This is a genomic window from Kordiimonas pumila (assembly GCF_015240255.1).
Classification (GTDB): domain Bacteria; phylum Pseudomonadota; class Alphaproteobacteria; order Sphingomonadales; family Kordiimonadaceae; genus Kordiimonas; species Kordiimonas pumila.
Genome location: NZ_CP061205.1, coordinates 2,483,615 through 2,498,581, shown reverse-complemented (window position 1 = coordinate 2,498,581; position 14,967 = coordinate 2,483,615). Strand labels below are relative to the sequence as shown.

Sequence of the window (14,967 nt, the reverse complement as noted above, 5' to 3'; positions counted from 1 at the left end):
ACAGAGTTAATGGTGATCGTGGTCACAACCAGGGTCACCACAGCTATGATTACGAAGTTGTTTTTGCATTTTCTTGATTAGAATATCACGTTTAATTTTTGACAGATGATCTAGGTAGGTTTTGCCTTGTAGATAATCCATCTCGTGTTGAATAACTGTTGCCAAAAAGCCTTCAGCATCTAGCGATTGATCTTTACCTTCTAAATCAAGGTACCGAACATGCACTGCATCGGGGCGAGTTATTTCTGCAGATATACCAGGGAAACACAGTGAGGCTTCTTCCTGTGTAGTTTTTGTATCTGACTGCCATGTTATAATCGGGTTAATGCAAACAAGAGGGGATTTTTTACCTTCTTGCTGCAAATCAACCACAATAATTTGCTCAAGAATACCAACCATATTGGCGCCAAGTCCAACAGCACGGTGTTCATAGAGTGTATCGAGCATGTCCTGAATATTTTTTTTCGTATCATCCGTCACAACCTCTACGGGCAACGATTTTTTTCTAAGTATTGGGTCTGGGCCGAGAATAAGGGGAAGAGCTGGCATGATAACATCCGTATTACTGTCACGATATGTTTATAACTAACCTACTTGTCAGCGTTATTCTAGTAGTTAAGATAGGGGTATGGGACTTATTTTTTTGGAGAGATACTATGAAAAAACTAATAATGATTTCACTAGCTTTTATAGGCTTTTTAGCAGCACCGGTTATAGCAAATGACCAAACTCCCTCAGCAGATGGGGCTGGAGTCTATTTTATCTCACCAAAAGATGGAGATGTTATCAAAGGTCCTGTTACAATTCGCTTTGGACTAAAAGGAATGGGCGTTGCCCCAGCAGGTATTGAGAAATCAGCGACAGGCCACCACCACCTGATCATTGATGCTGAACTTCCGCCGCTGGATGAAAATATTCCTATGGATGAGCACCACAAGCATTTTGGTGGCGGCCAAACTGAAGTGACCATGGAACTAAGTCCAGGCACTCATACGCTGCAACTTTTACTGGGTGACATGAACCATATTCCGCATGACCCAGCTGTATATTCTGAAAAAATTACGGTTACAATTAAGTAGACAACATTATATGCACAAACTAACACTTTTTTGTGCGGTTGTTATCGGCTTGCTCTTGCCCGTCTCTGCTGCAGCGCATGAAACGGTTGGGAGCGACGCCGAGATTCAAGCTTGGACCACAGGAGCCAAAGCTTTTGTTTATTGTGCTAATTGCCACACCATAAACGGTACTGAAAAGATGCGATTTGGGCCAGATCTTCTTGGCATCGTTGGTAGACCTGTTGCCAGCCTAGCCGAGTATTCATATAGCGATGCCCTACATCTCTATGGTGGTATATGGTCAAAAGAACGATTAAACCGCTTTATCGCTAAACCAGACCATGCCGTTAAAGGCACCAAAATGCCATATGCGGGCTTGCTGAGTCCCCATGCGCGAGCTGACCTTATTGAATATCTGGACGCTGTTGGTAAAATGCCGCGGGAGCTTGATACAGGAGACATCCTCTCAAAAGCATTGCTGGAAGGTAATGCTGATCATGGCTCTGTATTATTTACACCATGCCTTGCATGTCATAATGCAGAAAAAGGCTTAGGACACAAAATTGGCCCCAATCTCAGCGGTATTATTGGGCGAAAGATAGCTTCCTCTGAAAACTTTGAATACAGTGAACGTCTCCGCAGAAGAGGGGGCTACTGGACACCTGAAGCTCTCAATGCTTTCTTTTTTGAAGTGAAAGAGTTTGATCAAGGTAGCCATATGGCATTTTTAAGGTTAACGCGTTTAAAAGATAGAGCGGATCTTATTGCATGGCTTAATACGCTATAAGGTTAACGCAATAGTGAGGTGCATGTGGGTGTCTAGTAATGTATGAATAATTCTACCAACTTCCTTACTGGAGCATTATCTGTGGCTTTTTTTTTACGTCTCTTTTGCTTGGGCTTTGCGATCGTATGCAGTAGCACTGTTTTCGCCAAGGAATTGTTGCACTATGAAGCGAGCCACAGCACTTTAAGCGTTGATTTGGAAAGCAACGGTTTTCAAAAAGGCCAAATAGTCTGGCTTGCCGTGCAGATCAACCCCACTGAAGGGTGGCATACTTACTGGGAAAATTACGGTGACAGTGGCGCAGCACCTGTTTTTGAATGGTCAGTGCCCAAAGATGTTACAGTTGGTAAAACCCTATTTCCCGCTCCAGAAAGAATACCTGTTGGGCCTCTTGCAAATTATGGCTATCACGGCAGGTCAACCCTTCTAGTGCCCCTAAATATAGGCTCTGAATATTCTGCAAATGATATACCTATATCCTTGAGTGCAGAATGGCTGGTATGCGATATTGAGTGTATTCCCCAGTATGGGGACTGGTCTTTTACTCTTGAAGCTGCCTCAGGGCTAGATTCAAGCGCAGAACAGTTATTTGCACAGGCCCGAAGCCAGATTCCTGAGGATTCATATTGGCAATCAAAAATAATTTTATCCAATAAAAACAATGAATTGCGTGTTTATATTGATAAAAAAGATTTAGGCAATATTCAAGAAGTGTATTTTTACCCTTTATCCGACGGCCTAGTATCATATTCCGCCAAACAGGACTGGCAATGGGTAGATGATAGTATATCAATAAACCTTCCTAAAGAGCACAGCACGGACACCCCAATTAATGCAAATGGCGTGCTTTATATTTTAACAAATACCGCTGATTATTATTTTAATCTTCAGCCAAGCCTTGATGCGATGACAGTTGTGTCTACCGACGCATTGCCAAGCACCAAGGCATCCGTTGCAGTAATGCCATTATGGCAGGTGTTTGTGTTCGCCGTGATTGGGGGCATCATTCTCAATTTAATGCCGTGTGTCTTTCCTGTCCTGTCACTAAAAGCCATTGCACTGGTTTCCGCTAATTATAAAAGCCGCAAAAACCGTATTCTAGAAGGCTGGGTCTATAGTTTAGGTATATGGGTAAGCTTTATGGCCATTGTTTTTGTGTTGGTGCTTATTCGTGCAGGCGGCAATGCAATTGGCTGGGGGTTTCAATTACAATCGCCTCTCTTTGTAGGGTTGCTTGCAATACTTATGGTTATTGTTGCACTTTCACTTTTCGGTATTTTTTATATAAGACTTGGCATTGAAGGGGCGGGCCAAAGCTTAACTGTGCAGGACAGTTTAAAAAGTACGTTTTTTAAAGGTGTACTTGCTACACTTGTTGCAACACCGTGCACGGCACCTTTTATGGCGCCTGCCATTGGTTATGCCCTTTCTCAGCCTACACCTATTATTTTTGCAGTTTTCACCGCACTTGCTTTTGGTCTCGCGTTGCCTTTTCTGATTTTGTCATACAGCGATAAAGCAGCAAACCTAATGCCAAAACCCGGACCTTGGATGGAAAAACTCAAGCAAGGTCTAGGTTTTCCAATGCTTTTAACAGCATGCTGGCTTGTTTATGTCTATAACATTCAGGCAGGAAGTGATGCTGCTTTCATCCTTTTGGTCGTTATAACATCTATCTCTTTTGCGTTGTGGCTGTGGTATGATTTTCAGCTAAAAGCCACGAAAACAATCGCCATTTTGATAACGGGTTTAGCATTATATGGCTTTATCACGGTCTCTAAACCAGTAAATAATGCTACATCAACAAATAGCGAGTATGAACAAACCTTTACAGAAGCCCGCCTGAAAAGCCTTCTTGATGCTGAAAAGCCAGTCTTTGCTTATTTCACTGCAGAATGGTGTATTACATGTAAGGTTAATGAGCGTGTTGCCCTAAAAACGGATCGCGTGCAGCAAGCGTTTGCTGAAAAAAATATCACCGTTTTAAAAGGAGACTGGACCAACAGAAATGAGGACATTGCTTCTGTGTTGGCCCGTTATGGCAGGGCAGGCGTGCCACTTTACCTTTATTTTCCTGCTGGGAGTAAAGATGCGGTCCTTCTACCTGAAATTCTTAGCCCCGCTATTGTTATTGAACATCTCAAATAACTGAGGGAGAAAAAATGTTGATACTCTTTCGCCGTTTCCTCACTACGCTTTTTGTAGTTTTGTGCGGCACAAGTGCAGGAAATACTAATCCGGTAATCAATACACCAGCTCCACCTTTTGTCGGGCTTACTTCAAAAGAAACATCAGTGGCTTTGTCAGACTTTTCAGGAAAGTATGTTGTTCTTGAATGGACAAACAATGAGTGTCCATACGTGAAAAAACATTACCAAAGCGGCAATATGCAGCAGATACAACGCCAATTAACCGACGATTCTGTAGTTTGGATATCGGTTATTTCATCTGCCAACGGTATGCAGGGGCATGTTTCTGGTTCGGAAGCAGATAAAATAGCCAGTTTAAATGGTTCATATGCTGACATGATTATTCTGGATGAGGATGGTACTATTGGAAGGCTATATAACGCCAAAACTACACCAGAACTATTTCTTATCGATCCAGAAGGCTTTGTTCGCTACATGGGTGCGATAGATGACAAGCCTTCTGCTCGGCCACAAAGCCTTGAGAATGCACATAACTATCTTATTGCTGCATGGAATGCAGTGAAAGAAGATAAAACAATTCCAGATGCAGTAACAAAGCCATATGGCTGCTCAGTAAAATACGCCGAATAATAAACAGCTATTGGAAATAGAAATTTTTTTCTTGTATTTCAAATCGATAGCGCCATTAATAATGTCTTAAATGTATTGAACCAAGCTATGAAGCAATAAAATAGCACATTAGGGAATAGGGGCCCAGACACAGATCTATGTTTTTTATCATTGGTTTAATATTGGTCTTTGTATTAGTTTTTGGTGGATTCTCGCTTGCGGGTGGTAAGTTTGCGCCAATTTTAAAAGCCCTCCCTTATGAACTTATGATGATTTTTGGCGGTGCAGTGGGTGCATTTGTCAGCGGTAACTCGGGCGGCATTATCAGTAAAAGCCTTAAAGGTATTGGTAAAGTTATGAAAGGGCCTCACTGGAAGGCCGATGACTATAAAGACCTACTATGCCTAATGTTTTTGCTTGTTAAAACCATTAGAAGCAAAGGTGTTGTGGCGATTGAAGCCCATATTGAAACACCTGATGAATCAAAAATATTTCAGCAATTCCCGCGTATTGTGGCCGATCACCATGTTGTAGAGTTCATTTGCGATTATGTACGAATGCTAACGATGAACTTTGATGATGCCAACCAGATGGAAGATGCAATGAATGCCGATCTGGACAAGCACCATAAAGAAGAACATGAACCTCAGCATTCACTGCAAACCATGGCAGACGGCTTTCCTGCAATTGGTATTGTCGCTGCCGTTTTAGGTATTGTAAAAACCATGGGTGCCATTGCTGAACCCGTTGAAGTCCTTGGTGGGATGATTGGTAGCGCCCTTGTTGGGACATTCCTTGGTATCTTTTTATCGTATTTGGTCATTGCCCCTATTGCAGGAAGGTTTAACCAGATACTTGAGGAAGAAGGCAGGTTTATGCCTATTGTCAAATATGTGCTAGTTTCACACCTACAAGGAAATGCGCCACAAATTTCTGTTGAGCTTGGCCGGCGCATGGTGCCATCACATCTTATGCCAACCTTTGTTGAGCTAGAGGAAGCAATAGCTGAGCTACCACCAGACTTATAAACCAAGCTTGGCCTTGCCTTAATTCAAAACTATTTGTAGATGATTATACTGCATGTGCGGTGTATACGCCGTAGTATGAGTTCTTAAATTATAGGAAATGAAAATGCTAGCCGATCGCAAATACAGAGTGGGTGTCCTTGGTGCAAGTGGATATACAGGCGCAGACCTTGTACGGTTACTGATTGCCCACCCAAATACTGAGATTGCGCTCTTAACTGGTGAACGTAAGGCTGGTATGTCTTTAAAGTCAGTGTTTCCTCATTTTGTTGGGTATGACATCCCCGACATTATTAGCATTGATGAAGTAGAATGGCCTGCAATTGAGCTAGATGTCGTTTTTTGCGCATTACCGCATGCAACAAGCCAAGATGTGATCAAGGGATTATTGCATAGTCTTAATCATAGTATTCTAGATGAAATGATCGTTACCACTACAGCCGACCAAGCAAATAGCTTACGAAGCGAAGTAAAGGTCGTTGATTTATCAGCCGATTTTCGTCTTCGTGACACTGAGACCTATGCCAAATGGTATGGTAAAGCGCATGACGCCACTGACCTACAGAAAAAGGCCGTGTACGGGCTAACCGAAATATACAGGGACGATATCAAAAAAGCTGACCTTGTTGCGTGCCCAGGTTGTTATCCGACCGCGGCGCTCTTGTCCCTTATTCCGCTGTTAAAAGCGGGCCTCATCAAGACTGAAGACATCCTTATTGATGCAAAGTCTGGTGTTTCTGGGGCAGGGAGGTCACTTAAAGAACAAAACCTGTTTGTTGAGGTCTCCGAAGCCATGCATCCCTACGGAATTGGCTCGCATAGACATATGCCAGAGATTGAGCAAGAACTCGCGGTTGCCAGCAAGAATGATGTTACAATCAGCTTTACCCCTCATTTAGTGCCCATGAATAGAGGCGAACTGGAAACAATCTATGTGAAACTAGAAGGCAATGAAACACCAGAGACCCTTAAAGCAGCTTTACTAAGTGCTTATGAAAATGAACCCTTTGTTCATATTCTCGAAGGCTCTATCGCTCCAGCAACCCGCATGGTTAGGGGGAGCAATAACTGTGTTATTAATGTTTTCCCAGATAGAATACCGGGGAGAGCGATCATTATTGCGGCAATTGATAATCTTGTTAAAGGCTCATCAGGACAAGCAATACAGAATATGAATCTTATGCTGGGGCTTGAAGAGACAACTGGACTTATGCAAGCCCCTATGTTCCCATAGATAAACATTATAATGACACCTTTATATAGAGAAACAGAGCTTGGGGGAAGGCTAACCCCATTTAAGGGTATATGGCCCACTATTGATACAACTGCTTTCGTATTTCACGGCGCTCAAATAGTTGGCGATGTCAAAATTGGCGCAGAAAGCAGTGTATGGCATAACTGCGTCCTACGTGGAGATGTCAATCATATTCATATTGGTACACGCAGTAATGTACAAGATGGTACAGTCATACATGTAAGTACCCATACATACCCAACTATCATTGGAAATGATGTTCTTATTGCCCACATGGCACTTCTACATGGCACAATTCTTCACGATAACGCTTTTGTTGGTATGGGCGCAATTGTTATGGATAACACTACTATAGAAACAGATGGCATGTTAGCCGCTGGTGCTATGTTAGCCCCTAGAAAGGTTATAAAAAAAGGGGAGCTATGGGCAGGGCGCCCGGCAAAGTTTATGCGTCTTGTAACGGACAAAGAGCTCGCCAAAAACCAATCAATGGCCGAACACTACAGAAAAATTGCATGCCAGCACCAGTATGATTCAAAAGCGAAAACTGCACCAGTTCCATACCCTTAAAGCGAAATCGCAATAAATATTAATCAACTGTTTACCCTAAATGTTAAGATTGTTATAAGGTTTCCCTTGTAATTAACTTGATGGCAACCACATAAACACAAGAATTGTGTCGTAAAAATACAGGATGTATTAATGTCTTTTGAACTCCCCCCCCTCCCTTATGCACAGAACGCCCTTGAACCTTATATCTCTTCAAACACGCTAAGTTTTCACTATGGCAAACACCATAACGCCTATGTGACAAATTTGAATAAGCTTGTTGAAGGTACTGACTTTGCTGGAAAATCCCTTGAGGAGATCATGAAAGCAACAGCAGGCGATTCAAGCAAAGCTGGCATTTTTAATAATGCTGCACAAGTTTGGAACCACACATTTTACTGGCACTCAATGTGCGCAAATGGCGGCGGCAAGCCTTCAGGCGCTCTTGCAGAAAAAATTGTGACAGACTTTGGTAGTTTTGAAAAGTTTGTAGAAGCTTTTAAAACTGCAGGCGCAACTCAGTTTGGCTCAGGTTGGACATGGCTGGTACTACGCGATGGTAAACTTACTGTTGAAAAAACAGCTAACGCAGAATGCCCATTAACAGACGGTGCTACACCACTTCTTACAATGGATGTTTGGGAACATGCCTATTATCTGGACTTCCAAAACCGGCGCCCAGATTATATTGAAACATTCCTAAATAGCCTTGCTAACTGGGAATTTGCAGCTAAAAATTTAGCTGACGCAGCTTAAGGCACTGCACTAGCGCTATAGATCAAAAGGGCCGCACACAAACTGTGCAGCCCTTTTTTTACGCGCTCTCAGTGCTGAGATTAAAGGATCAGACCATTTTGCTGGCCAACCATACATAAAAGCATTGGAATGGATAATAGAGTATTCGTACGGCTGAATAGCATTGCCTTACGAGCCGCAGCTGGTTTTGCTTCAGCTAGTGCATCTACCAAACCAAGTGCGATTTTCTGATTTGGCCAAATAATGAACCAAACATTGAACCACATTATGATGGCAAGCCACATGCCGATGCCTATCATTCTAGAGCCTTCGGCAAGGCTAAGAGCATCCTTAATATAACCATTCATCATGGCAAGCAGCAGGCCAGTTAACAATGTTAGCATTGCTCCCCAACGAAACCAAAACAAAGCCTTAGGGGCAATGTGTTTGCCAATAGCCGGCTTTAGTTCATCTGGTATTGAAGGCATTGTTGGTATTTGCACAAAGTTAAAATACCACAGTAACCCGATCCACATAACACCAGATAGCACATGTGCATATCTTACATAAAGTACGCTGCTAACCTCATAATTTGCAAACCATGATGACTGCAGCCCAAGAAGAATTACTGCCAGCACAAAGCCTGCAATAACCGTATTCGTGATTGATTCAAGGATTTTCCCCATTCCTAACTCCCCTAGTATTGAAATGTTCGATAAAAAACCCTACCCCTGCAGTGAGGCTCTAACAAGAAAAACAATATAAATTAGACCAAGAACTGCATTATTATTGCTTTTTGCTTGCTTAAATTTACGTGAAACACCATTTTGCGGGCATGGAACCAAGGAACTCTAATCTGCAATACTGCAAGGACATGGTCAGGAATGATGACTATGACCGTTATATATTATCTTTATATGCACCGTCATCTTCGCAACGCCATATATGGGCTATTTTGGCATTCAATCAGGAAGTCGCCAAAATACGTGAGACCGTATCCGAACCTATGCTGGGTGAAATACGCCTTCAATGGTGGCATGATATTCTGGATGAGATTGAGGCCAATACAGTAAGAGACCATCCTGTAGTGCAAGAGCTGGCTGTTGCTATCAAAATAAAACCTGTTATCAATTTGCTGCGACAAACATTGCAAGCTCGCCGACAAGACATTCTAGGTGAGGGGACAGTTACACAAAGAGCAGTTTTAGCCTATGCCAACGATGCAGGTGGCACCTTACAACAAGCACTCACTTATTATTACATACAAAAAGATACTCCATCACCAGAATGTCTGCAGGCCGCTGCAAAGCTGGGTGCTGCTTGGACAGTGCTTGGCCTTATCAGAACTATACCGTTTTACTGGCAACACAATGATAGCCATTTATTGCCACAAGAGGCCTCGCTTGCCATAACATTACAAAACACAGAAGATGCATGGAATTTGTTAAAGCCCATTATTAGTGAAATGAGTTTAACCGTATTAGAGTGTAAAAACAGTGCATTAAAGTATAAACAGAATTTAACAACTGCTGAAAAGCCAACTTTATTACTCGGAAGTTTGATTTCTTATTATCAGAATTTGCTTGAACGCGCCGATGGCAATCCATTTAAAATGCCAGCCCATGACAAATCTAACTTTAAAAAGCTATTACATGTTTTTTGGGCGCAACTGGCAGGTAAATACTAAAAAGCCCGCAAAAGACATTTGCAGGCTTAACACTAAAAGCAGGTATGAATTCAAACTTTACTAGGCTTGAATATCAACATTATCGCCAACACCTGGCAATGTTGCAGAAGGCTCAGCTTCTTTGCGCTCAATTTCAGAATCTGCGGCAACCTTACGTTCTGTTGATGCGGATTCTAAAGAACCAGAGCGGCCAGACGTTGCAATAGTTTGATTTGCAGCAGCAGCAGTAGCTTGAATATCAGCCATTTCATTACTCCATTAACGTGCATTTACCCATGACACACGCTTTCTCAGCATTTATAGTATAGCCTAAAATGTGTTAAAAGACCATTAAAAAGCTATACTGCTATAATATCATTATAAAACATAATGTTAGCTAGGTAATTTCATAGAAAGAGGCTTTAATGCCTGAAATATTCACGTTCATACTGAGAATAATACTAGCATGTGTTCTAGGCTTTGCTTCAGGCTGCTCCTCTGGACCAAGCAAAAGAACAACAGAATCCGAAGGGCCAATTACTGCATACGCAAGGAACACACTTGCTTCGGAAAACCCTTTAGGGCTTGTACGTGTAGGGGAAGGCTTTGAGCGTTCAGGGAACCTGCAAGGAGCCTTAAATCTATACGGCCAGGCAATGACGGCAGATCCCAGTTTAATTGAGGCACAAATAGCGTTCGCACGTATTAGAGGTCTGTTAGGAGATACAGAACAAGCTATTACAATGCTTACTTCGCTACTCACGGAACATGCAGAGAATGTCTCAATTCGTAAAAACATTGTAACAGTTTATATAGCTGCAGGGGAATTGAGAGCGGCCCGTTTATTTATTGGGCCACTTCTTAATAATAACAACATTGATATAGAAGTTCTCACCATTGCAGGTAAGCTAGATCAAGCCTTAGGGAAGGGAGAAGATGCGCGTCAACATTTTGAACAGGCATTAAGCCTTGAACCCACCAACCCTGAGGTATTACGTAACATTGGCCTGTCTTTTGCTCTTGATAATAATTATTCATCAGCCATTGCTTTAATTCAACAATCAATGGACCAAGCTTCGGGAATAACACTTGGTAAAAAAGCCTTAGCAACTGTTTATGCGCTCTCAGGGCAATATCAACTTGCACTGCAGATTGCCCGAACGGCCATGCCGCTTGAAGAGGCTAATAGCATGCATTTTTTTTATAAGCTTTTGCCCCAATTAGAAGAACAGGCGAAAGCTCAGGCTGTATTGTTTGGCCAAATGCCTACTGGACCCTTAAACCTCGAAATGGGTGCGGTAAAATAACCTATTGAACAGATAGTTTTTGGAGGGTAAGCAGTCAATATAGCTGAAACTATAAAATGTAAAAGTAAGGGAAAACATAGTGAAGTCATGTACTACTATGCAAGATGTTCGACAGGAAATTGATCGTCTGGATAAGCAGCTTGTACCGCTTTTACTTGAACGCCTTGCTTATGTAGCGCAAGCAGGAACAATCAAAGAATCACGAGATACTGTAATTGATGAATGGCGTATTGAGGATGTTGTTAAAAAAGTTAAATTCAATGTGACATCAGGGCATTCTGAATCGGAGTATATTGAAAAGCTGTACCGCTATCTCATAACTTTAAGTATAGAACACGAATTTAAGATATGGGACCAGCATAATAAAAACCTTGAGAAGCGTTTATGATTACACTCGACAACCAAGTTTCATGAAATCGCGTTAGAGTCATCTTTATTTTACTGTACCACGCCTTAAGAGATTCTCCCGTCTTTCTTAGTATTTTCCTTTATAAAGCAAAAAAACAGCCGCTCGAAAGCAGCTGTTTTCTTTTTCAGTATGGTTGTAACCCTAGAATTTTTGCGAACCCTTGCCAAATTCAGGATAAGCTTCCATACCCAGCTCCGCAAGGTCCGAACCAAGCTCTTCTTCTTCGGCTGTAAGGCGAATACCCACTGTATATTTGAGGGCCAGCCAAACAATCGCGCTTGTAACCAGAACGAATGCACCGATAGAAATTACGCCAATAAACTGTGCAGCAAAGCTTGTGCCGTCATTTGTGATTGGCACAGCCATTGTGCCCCAAATGCCGCAAACAAGGTGAACAGAGATGGCGCCAACAACATCATCAATTTTCATCTTGTCAATTAATGGTACAGCAAACACAACAAGCACACCACCAACAGCACCAATTAGTGTTGCAGACAAGGGTACTGGCGTAAGTGGTTCAGCCGTAATGGAAACAAGGCCAGCCAAAGCGCCGTTCAATACCATTGATAAGTCTACTTTGCCGTAAACAGCTTTTGTCACAATTAACGCCGCAAGTGCACCGCCAGCCGCAGCCATGTTTGTATTAACAAAGATGTTAGAAACAGCCGCTGCATCACCAAGAGTGCCTAAGGCAAGCTGTGATGCACCATTGAAGCCAAACCAGCCAACCCAAAGGATGAATGTACCAAGAGTAGCAAGAGGCATGCTAGAACCTGGCATTGGCCGAATCTTGCCATCCATGTAACGACCAAGGCGTGGACCAAGAATGATTGCACCAGTGAGAGCCGCCCATCCACCTGTTGAGTGAACAAGTGTTGAACCCGCGAAGTCAGAGAATTCTGCACCAAAAGCTTCTGCAAAGCCTTCAGAATTCAACCAACCGCCGCCCCATTCCCATGAGCCTTGAATTGGATAAATAACACCCGTCAGAAACACAGTGAAAATCAGGAAAGGGATAAGCTTAATACGCTCTGCAACCGTACCAGATACAATAGAAGCTGCTGTTGCAACAAACACCATTTGGAAGAAAAAGTCGGAGCCAGAAGAATATCCGGCAGGATCAATTTCAGCACCTTCAGCCAATGTTGCTACGTCATCGGGACCCCATAGTGAGAAGAATGTGCCATAATACCCGCTGACATCAGCATACATAAGATTATAGCCCATTAGCATCCACATGATGCAAGCTACAGCATAAAGAACGACGTTCTTTACACAAATATCAGCAACGTTCTTAGAACGAACTAGACCAGCCTCAAGCATAGCAAAACCGGCAGCCATCCACATAACAAGGAAACCACCAATTAAGAATAAGAGTGTATTGAAAATATACGCTGTATCTGGTGCTACTGCTGCCGCTGGCACAGTCAATATTGCAGCCCCGCCTGCAGCAATCAAAAGTTTTTTAGCTATTGATTTATCTAACATTGAAATACTCCTTAAAGGGCTGCGGCGTCTGATTCGCCAGTGCGGATACGCACTACCTGAGCCAGATCAAGCACAAAAATTTTACCATCACCAATTTGCCCGGTGTGTGCTGTTTGTTGCAGTGCCTCAACAGCCTTATCGGCAACAGAATCTTCTGCTGCGATTTCAAGTTTCACCTTGGGTAAAAAATGAACCTCGTATTCAGCGCCGCGGTATATTTCTTTTTGACCGCGTTGCCGACCATACCCTTGCACTTCAGTAACGGTCATACCGTTAATGCCGATTTCGGCCAGTGCATCCCTCACCGGGTCTAATCGGTGGGGCTTTATAACTGCTATAATGTATTTCATGACAGCTCCCTGTTGTTGACCTTATTATCAGGGGCTGATAGAGCACTAAACGTGCCAGATTCATCAAAACCAATAAATTCAATGGGTTAATTGCGTGACTTAGATAAGGTGTGTCAATTTTATGCACAATTTTTAATATATGATTAAATTTTATGCAATATTATGAAGGGCAGCTATTCCAAACTAGTTTAAAGATTTTAAATGACGTCTAAATGTTAGGCTTTTTTGAAATTCCATCTATTAAGGCGCTATTCTTTTCCTTTATGGCAGCATCCTCATCCCCATACAAAAAGGGTAGGGTCGCATACCTCACACCGCGTGTAACTGGCGTTGCCTCATGTAGTAAACTACAAGAAAAAACAATAGCACCCCCAGTGGGGGCTTTATACAAGCGTCGACCAAATTCAGGAAAACGCAGTTCCCCACCGTCATACTCTTCTGAGTTCAAATTTATTGTCACAGCAAAGCGTCGGTGCATAGTACCGCTTGTTGTATTATCCCTATGGGCCCGAAAAAATCCTTTATCATCATCGTCATAACAAGCCACTATAGACCGTTCTATTCGCGTTGTTTTAAATTGAAAACTCTTTTTGATCTCAGGTACTAACCTCGCATCAATCATATTACGCAAGGCATTTTTTAAGGCTTGATCAGTTATGGTTATATCTTTTCTGCGCTTGAAGCTTGGATCAAGCTTACCGACTGTTCGCCCACCAATAGATTGCATAAAGCCACTAGGGCCCGGCTCGCCGTCTTTATAATATTTAATCAGCTTTTGACAAAAGTCTCTCGGCAAAACGCGGGGCACCAACAAGACTGGTGCCCAAGTTTCACCTTGCACACCCGTATGGTTCTGCGACGAAGGTAGCACCTCAATTGATTTTATAAGTCTATCAACATTATGAAGGGTACCCCATGTATAAACTCGTAACATTGGGTCAATGATATACCAAAAAGGGCAAAATTCATGATCACCAGCTATGTTTCGGGAATAAACCCTGTATTTCGCAGCTACTTCCCAATCACAATCAAGAAACAATCGGTCATTTGGAAAACAACCTAAAACCTCAGGATTATTGAGATCAGCTGGATCGGACGTAACACCAAATAGAACAGGATCAACGCCAGAAAACTTACTTCTAATTTTCTTTATGCTATTTTTAAACATAGAGAATTCAGTAGTTTGAGAACTCCCTAGAAATACAAGGATAATAAATCGACCACCCAGACTTGAGAAATCAAACGTTTTGTTAAATGTTGTCGGTGCCGTGAAATAAGGAGCAGACGTGGCCCAAGGCAAGCATGTAGCGCTATCTGTAATACTGGGAAAGTCTTTATCCCCCATGATGGGTTACATCCTAAAAGCTACTTCAAGGTAGGCCACTGAAGTAATAACCTAATCAAATCATTACATTCAACAACATGTGATCATTATACTAAATGATCACATTAAATAAAGGTAATGGCGGGCAGGGTGGGATTCGAACCCACGGTGGGCTTGCACCCACGCCGGTTTTCAAGACCGGTGCATTCAACCGCTCTGCCACCTGCCCAAACACATGACTTCAGTCGGATACCG

17 protein-coding genes and 1 tRNA gene are annotated in these 14,967 nt (G+C 42.5%); 11 read left to right on the top strand and 7 right to left on the bottom strand.

What is annotated here, in order from left to right; all coding sequences use genetic code 11:
- Positions 1-6: 6 nt before the first annotated feature.
- Positions 7-549, bottom strand: coding sequence for a peptide deformylase (def, locus tag ICL80_RS10955; protein ID WP_194212191.1), 543 nt, complete (start codon positions 547-549; stop codon positions 7-9).
- A 107-nt stretch (positions 550-656) separates the two neighbouring features.
- Here def and ICL80_RS10950 point away from each other — a divergent pair, with 107 nt between their 5' ends.
- The 8 genes from ICL80_RS10950 (at position 657) to ICL80_RS10915 (ending at position 8,189) form a co-directional block, all read left to right on the top strand.
- Positions 657-1,079, top strand: coding sequence for a DUF4399 domain-containing protein (locus ICL80_RS10950; protein ID WP_194212189.1), 423 nt, complete (start codon positions 657-659; stop codon positions 1,077-1,079).
- A gap of 10 nt (positions 1,080-1,089) precedes the next feature.
- Entirely contained in the window at positions 1,090-1,845 is a 756-nt protein-coding gene (locus ICL80_RS10945; protein WP_194212187.1) for a c-type cytochrome, read from the top strand.
- A gap of 81 nt (positions 1,846-1,926) precedes the next feature.
- Positions 1,927-3,993 carry a protein-disulfide reductase DsbD family protein gene (locus ICL80_RS10940; RefSeq protein ID WP_194212185.1) on the top strand — a complete coding sequence of 689 codons (2,067 nt, stop codon included), beginning with the start codon at positions 1,927-1,929 and terminating at the stop codon, positions 3,991-3,993.
- 14 nt (positions 3,994-4,007) lie between these two features.
- Complete coding sequence (locus tag ICL80_RS10935) at positions 4,008-4,625, top strand: redoxin domain-containing protein (RefSeq protein WP_194212183.1); 618 nt, start codon at positions 4,008-4,010, stop codon at positions 4,623-4,625.
- A gap of 137 nt (positions 4,626-4,762) precedes the next feature.
- Positions 4,763-5,632, top strand: a complete 870-nt coding sequence (gene motA / locus ICL80_RS10930) for a flagellar motor stator protein MotA (protein WP_194212181.1) — start codon at positions 4,763-4,765, stop codon at positions 5,630-5,632.
- A 103-nt stretch (positions 5,633-5,735) separates the two neighbouring features.
- On the top strand, positions 5,736-6,863 hold the full coding sequence (argC, locus tag ICL80_RS10925; protein ID WP_194212179.1) for an N-acetyl-gamma-glutamyl-phosphate reductase: 1,128 nt from the start codon (positions 5,736-5,738) through the stop codon (positions 6,861-6,863).
- 12 nt (positions 6,864-6,875) lie between these two features.
- A complete protein-coding gene (locus ICL80_RS10920) occupies positions 6,876-7,454 on the top strand; it encodes a gamma carbonic anhydrase family protein (protein WP_194212177.1) in 579 nt (192 codons plus the stop codon).
- Between the two features lie 132 nt (positions 7,455-7,586).
- Complete coding sequence (locus ICL80_RS10915) at positions 7,587-8,189, top strand: superoxide dismutase (RefSeq protein ID WP_194212175.1); 603 nt, start codon at positions 7,587-7,589, stop codon at positions 8,187-8,189.
- A gap of 80 nt (positions 8,190-8,269) precedes the next feature.
- On the opposite strand, the gene ICL80_RS10910 is transcribed toward ICL80_RS10915, so the two are convergent.
- Positions 8,270-8,854 (bottom strand): urate hydroxylase PuuD, encoded by a 585-nt coding sequence (locus ICL80_RS10910; RefSeq protein ID WP_194212173.1) that lies wholly within the window; start codon positions 8,852-8,854, stop codon positions 8,270-8,272.
- A gap of 188 nt (positions 8,855-9,042) precedes the next feature.
- On the opposite strand from ICL80_RS10910, the gene ICL80_RS10905 reads away from it, so the two are divergent.
- The gene (locus ICL80_RS10905; protein WP_194212171.1) at positions 9,043-9,855 is read left to right on the top strand and encodes a squalene/phytoene synthase family protein; all 813 of its coding nucleotides are present in this window, start codon (positions 9,043-9,045) and stop codon (positions 9,853-9,855) included.
- Positions 9,856-9,915: 60 nt separating this feature from the next.
- Here the strand turns inward: ICL80_RS10905 and ICL80_RS10900 are convergent, their stop codons facing one another.
- The gene (locus ICL80_RS10900; protein ID WP_194212169.1) at positions 9,916-10,101 is read right to left on the bottom strand and encodes a hypothetical protein; all 186 of its coding nucleotides are present in this window, start codon (positions 10,099-10,101) and stop codon (positions 9,916-9,918) included.
- Between the two features lie 158 nt (positions 10,102-10,259).
- Here ICL80_RS10900 and ICL80_RS10895 point away from each other — a divergent pair, with 158 nt between their 5' ends.
- Together ICL80_RS10895 and ICL80_RS10890 are read left to right on the top strand one after the other, a co-directional pair.
- A complete protein-coding gene (locus tag ICL80_RS10895; RefSeq protein WP_194212167.1) occupies positions 10,260-11,141 on the top strand; it encodes a tetratricopeptide repeat protein in 882 nt (293 codons plus the stop codon).
- Between the two features lie 79 nt (positions 11,142-11,220).
- On the top strand, positions 11,221-11,529 hold the full coding sequence (locus ICL80_RS10890; RefSeq protein WP_228073431.1) for a chorismate mutase: 309 nt from the start codon (positions 11,221-11,223) through the stop codon (positions 11,527-11,529).
- A 162-nt stretch (positions 11,530-11,691) separates the two neighbouring features.
- On the opposite strand, the gene ICL80_RS10885 is transcribed toward ICL80_RS10890, so the two are convergent.
- The 4 genes from ICL80_RS10885 to ICL80_RS10870 form a co-directional block, all read right to left on the bottom strand.
- Positions 11,692-13,038, bottom strand: a complete 1,347-nt coding sequence (locus ICL80_RS10885) for an ammonium transporter family protein (protein ID WP_194212165.1) — start codon at positions 13,036-13,038, stop codon at positions 11,692-11,694.
- An 11-nt stretch (positions 13,039-13,049) separates the two neighbouring features.
- Positions 13,050-13,388, bottom strand: a complete 339-nt coding sequence (locus ICL80_RS10880; protein WP_194212162.1) for a P-II family nitrogen regulator — start codon at positions 13,386-13,388, stop codon at positions 13,050-13,052.
- Positions 13,389-13,596: 208 nt separating this feature from the next.
- Positions 13,597-14,733, bottom strand: a complete 1,137-nt coding sequence (locus tag ICL80_RS10875; protein WP_194212160.1) for a 2OG-Fe(II) oxygenase — start codon at positions 14,731-14,733, stop codon at positions 13,597-13,599.
- A 118-nt stretch (positions 14,734-14,851) separates the two neighbouring features.
- Positions 14,852-14,941, bottom strand: a tRNA-Ser gene (locus ICL80_RS10870).
- Between the last annotated feature and the right edge of the window lie 26 nt (positions 14,942-14,967).

Coding starts and splice junctions, on each gene's coding strand:
- def (WP_194212191.1), bottom strand. CDS start 549: ATGCCAGCTCTTCCCCTTATTCTCGGCCCAGACCCAATACTTAGAAAA.
- ICL80_RS10950 (WP_194212189.1), top strand. CDS start 657: ATGAAAAAACTAATAATGATTTCACTAGCTTTTATAGGCTTTTTAGCA.
- ICL80_RS10945 (WP_194212187.1), top strand. CDS start 1,090: ATGCACAAACTAACACTTTTTTGTGCGGTTGTTATCGGCTTGCTCTTG.
- ICL80_RS10935 (WP_194212183.1), top strand. CDS start 4,008: ATGTTGATACTCTTTCGCCGTTTCCTCACTACGCTTTTTGTAGTTTTG.
- motA (WP_194212181.1), top strand. CDS start 4,763: ATGTTTTTTATCATTGGTTTAATATTGGTCTTTGTATTAGTTTTTGGT.
- argC (WP_194212179.1), top strand. CDS start 5,736: ATGCTAGCCGATCGCAAATACAGAGTGGGTGTCCTTGGTGCAAGTGGA.
- ICL80_RS10920 (WP_194212177.1), top strand. CDS start 6,876: ATGACACCTTTATATAGAGAAACAGAGCTTGGGGGAAGGCTAACCCCA.
- ICL80_RS10915 (WP_194212175.1), top strand. CDS start 7,587: ATGTCTTTTGAACTCCCCCCCCTCCCTTATGCACAGAACGCCCTTGAA.
- ICL80_RS10910 (WP_194212173.1), bottom strand. CDS start 8,854: ATGGGGAAAATCCTTGAATCAATCACGAATACGGTTATTGCAGGCTTT.
- ICL80_RS10905 (WP_194212171.1), top strand. CDS start 9,043: ATGGTCAGGAATGATGACTATGACCGTTATATATTATCTTTATATGCA.
- ICL80_RS10900 (WP_194212169.1), bottom strand. CDS start 10,101: ATGGCTGATATTCAAGCTACTGCTGCTGCTGCAAATCAAACTATTGCA.
- ICL80_RS10895 (WP_194212167.1), top strand. CDS start 10,260: ATGCCTGAAATATTCACGTTCATACTGAGAATAATACTAGCATGTGTT.
- ICL80_RS10885 (WP_194212165.1), bottom strand. CDS start 13,038: ATGTTAGATAAATCAATAGCTAAAAAACTTTTGATTGCTGCAGGCGGG.
- ICL80_RS10880 (WP_194212162.1), bottom strand. CDS start 13,388: ATGAAATACATTATAGCAGTTATAAAGCCCCACCGATTAGACCCGGTG.
- ICL80_RS10875 (WP_194212160.1), bottom strand. CDS start 14,733: ATGGGGGATAAAGACTTTCCCAGTATTACAGATAGCGCTACATGCTTG.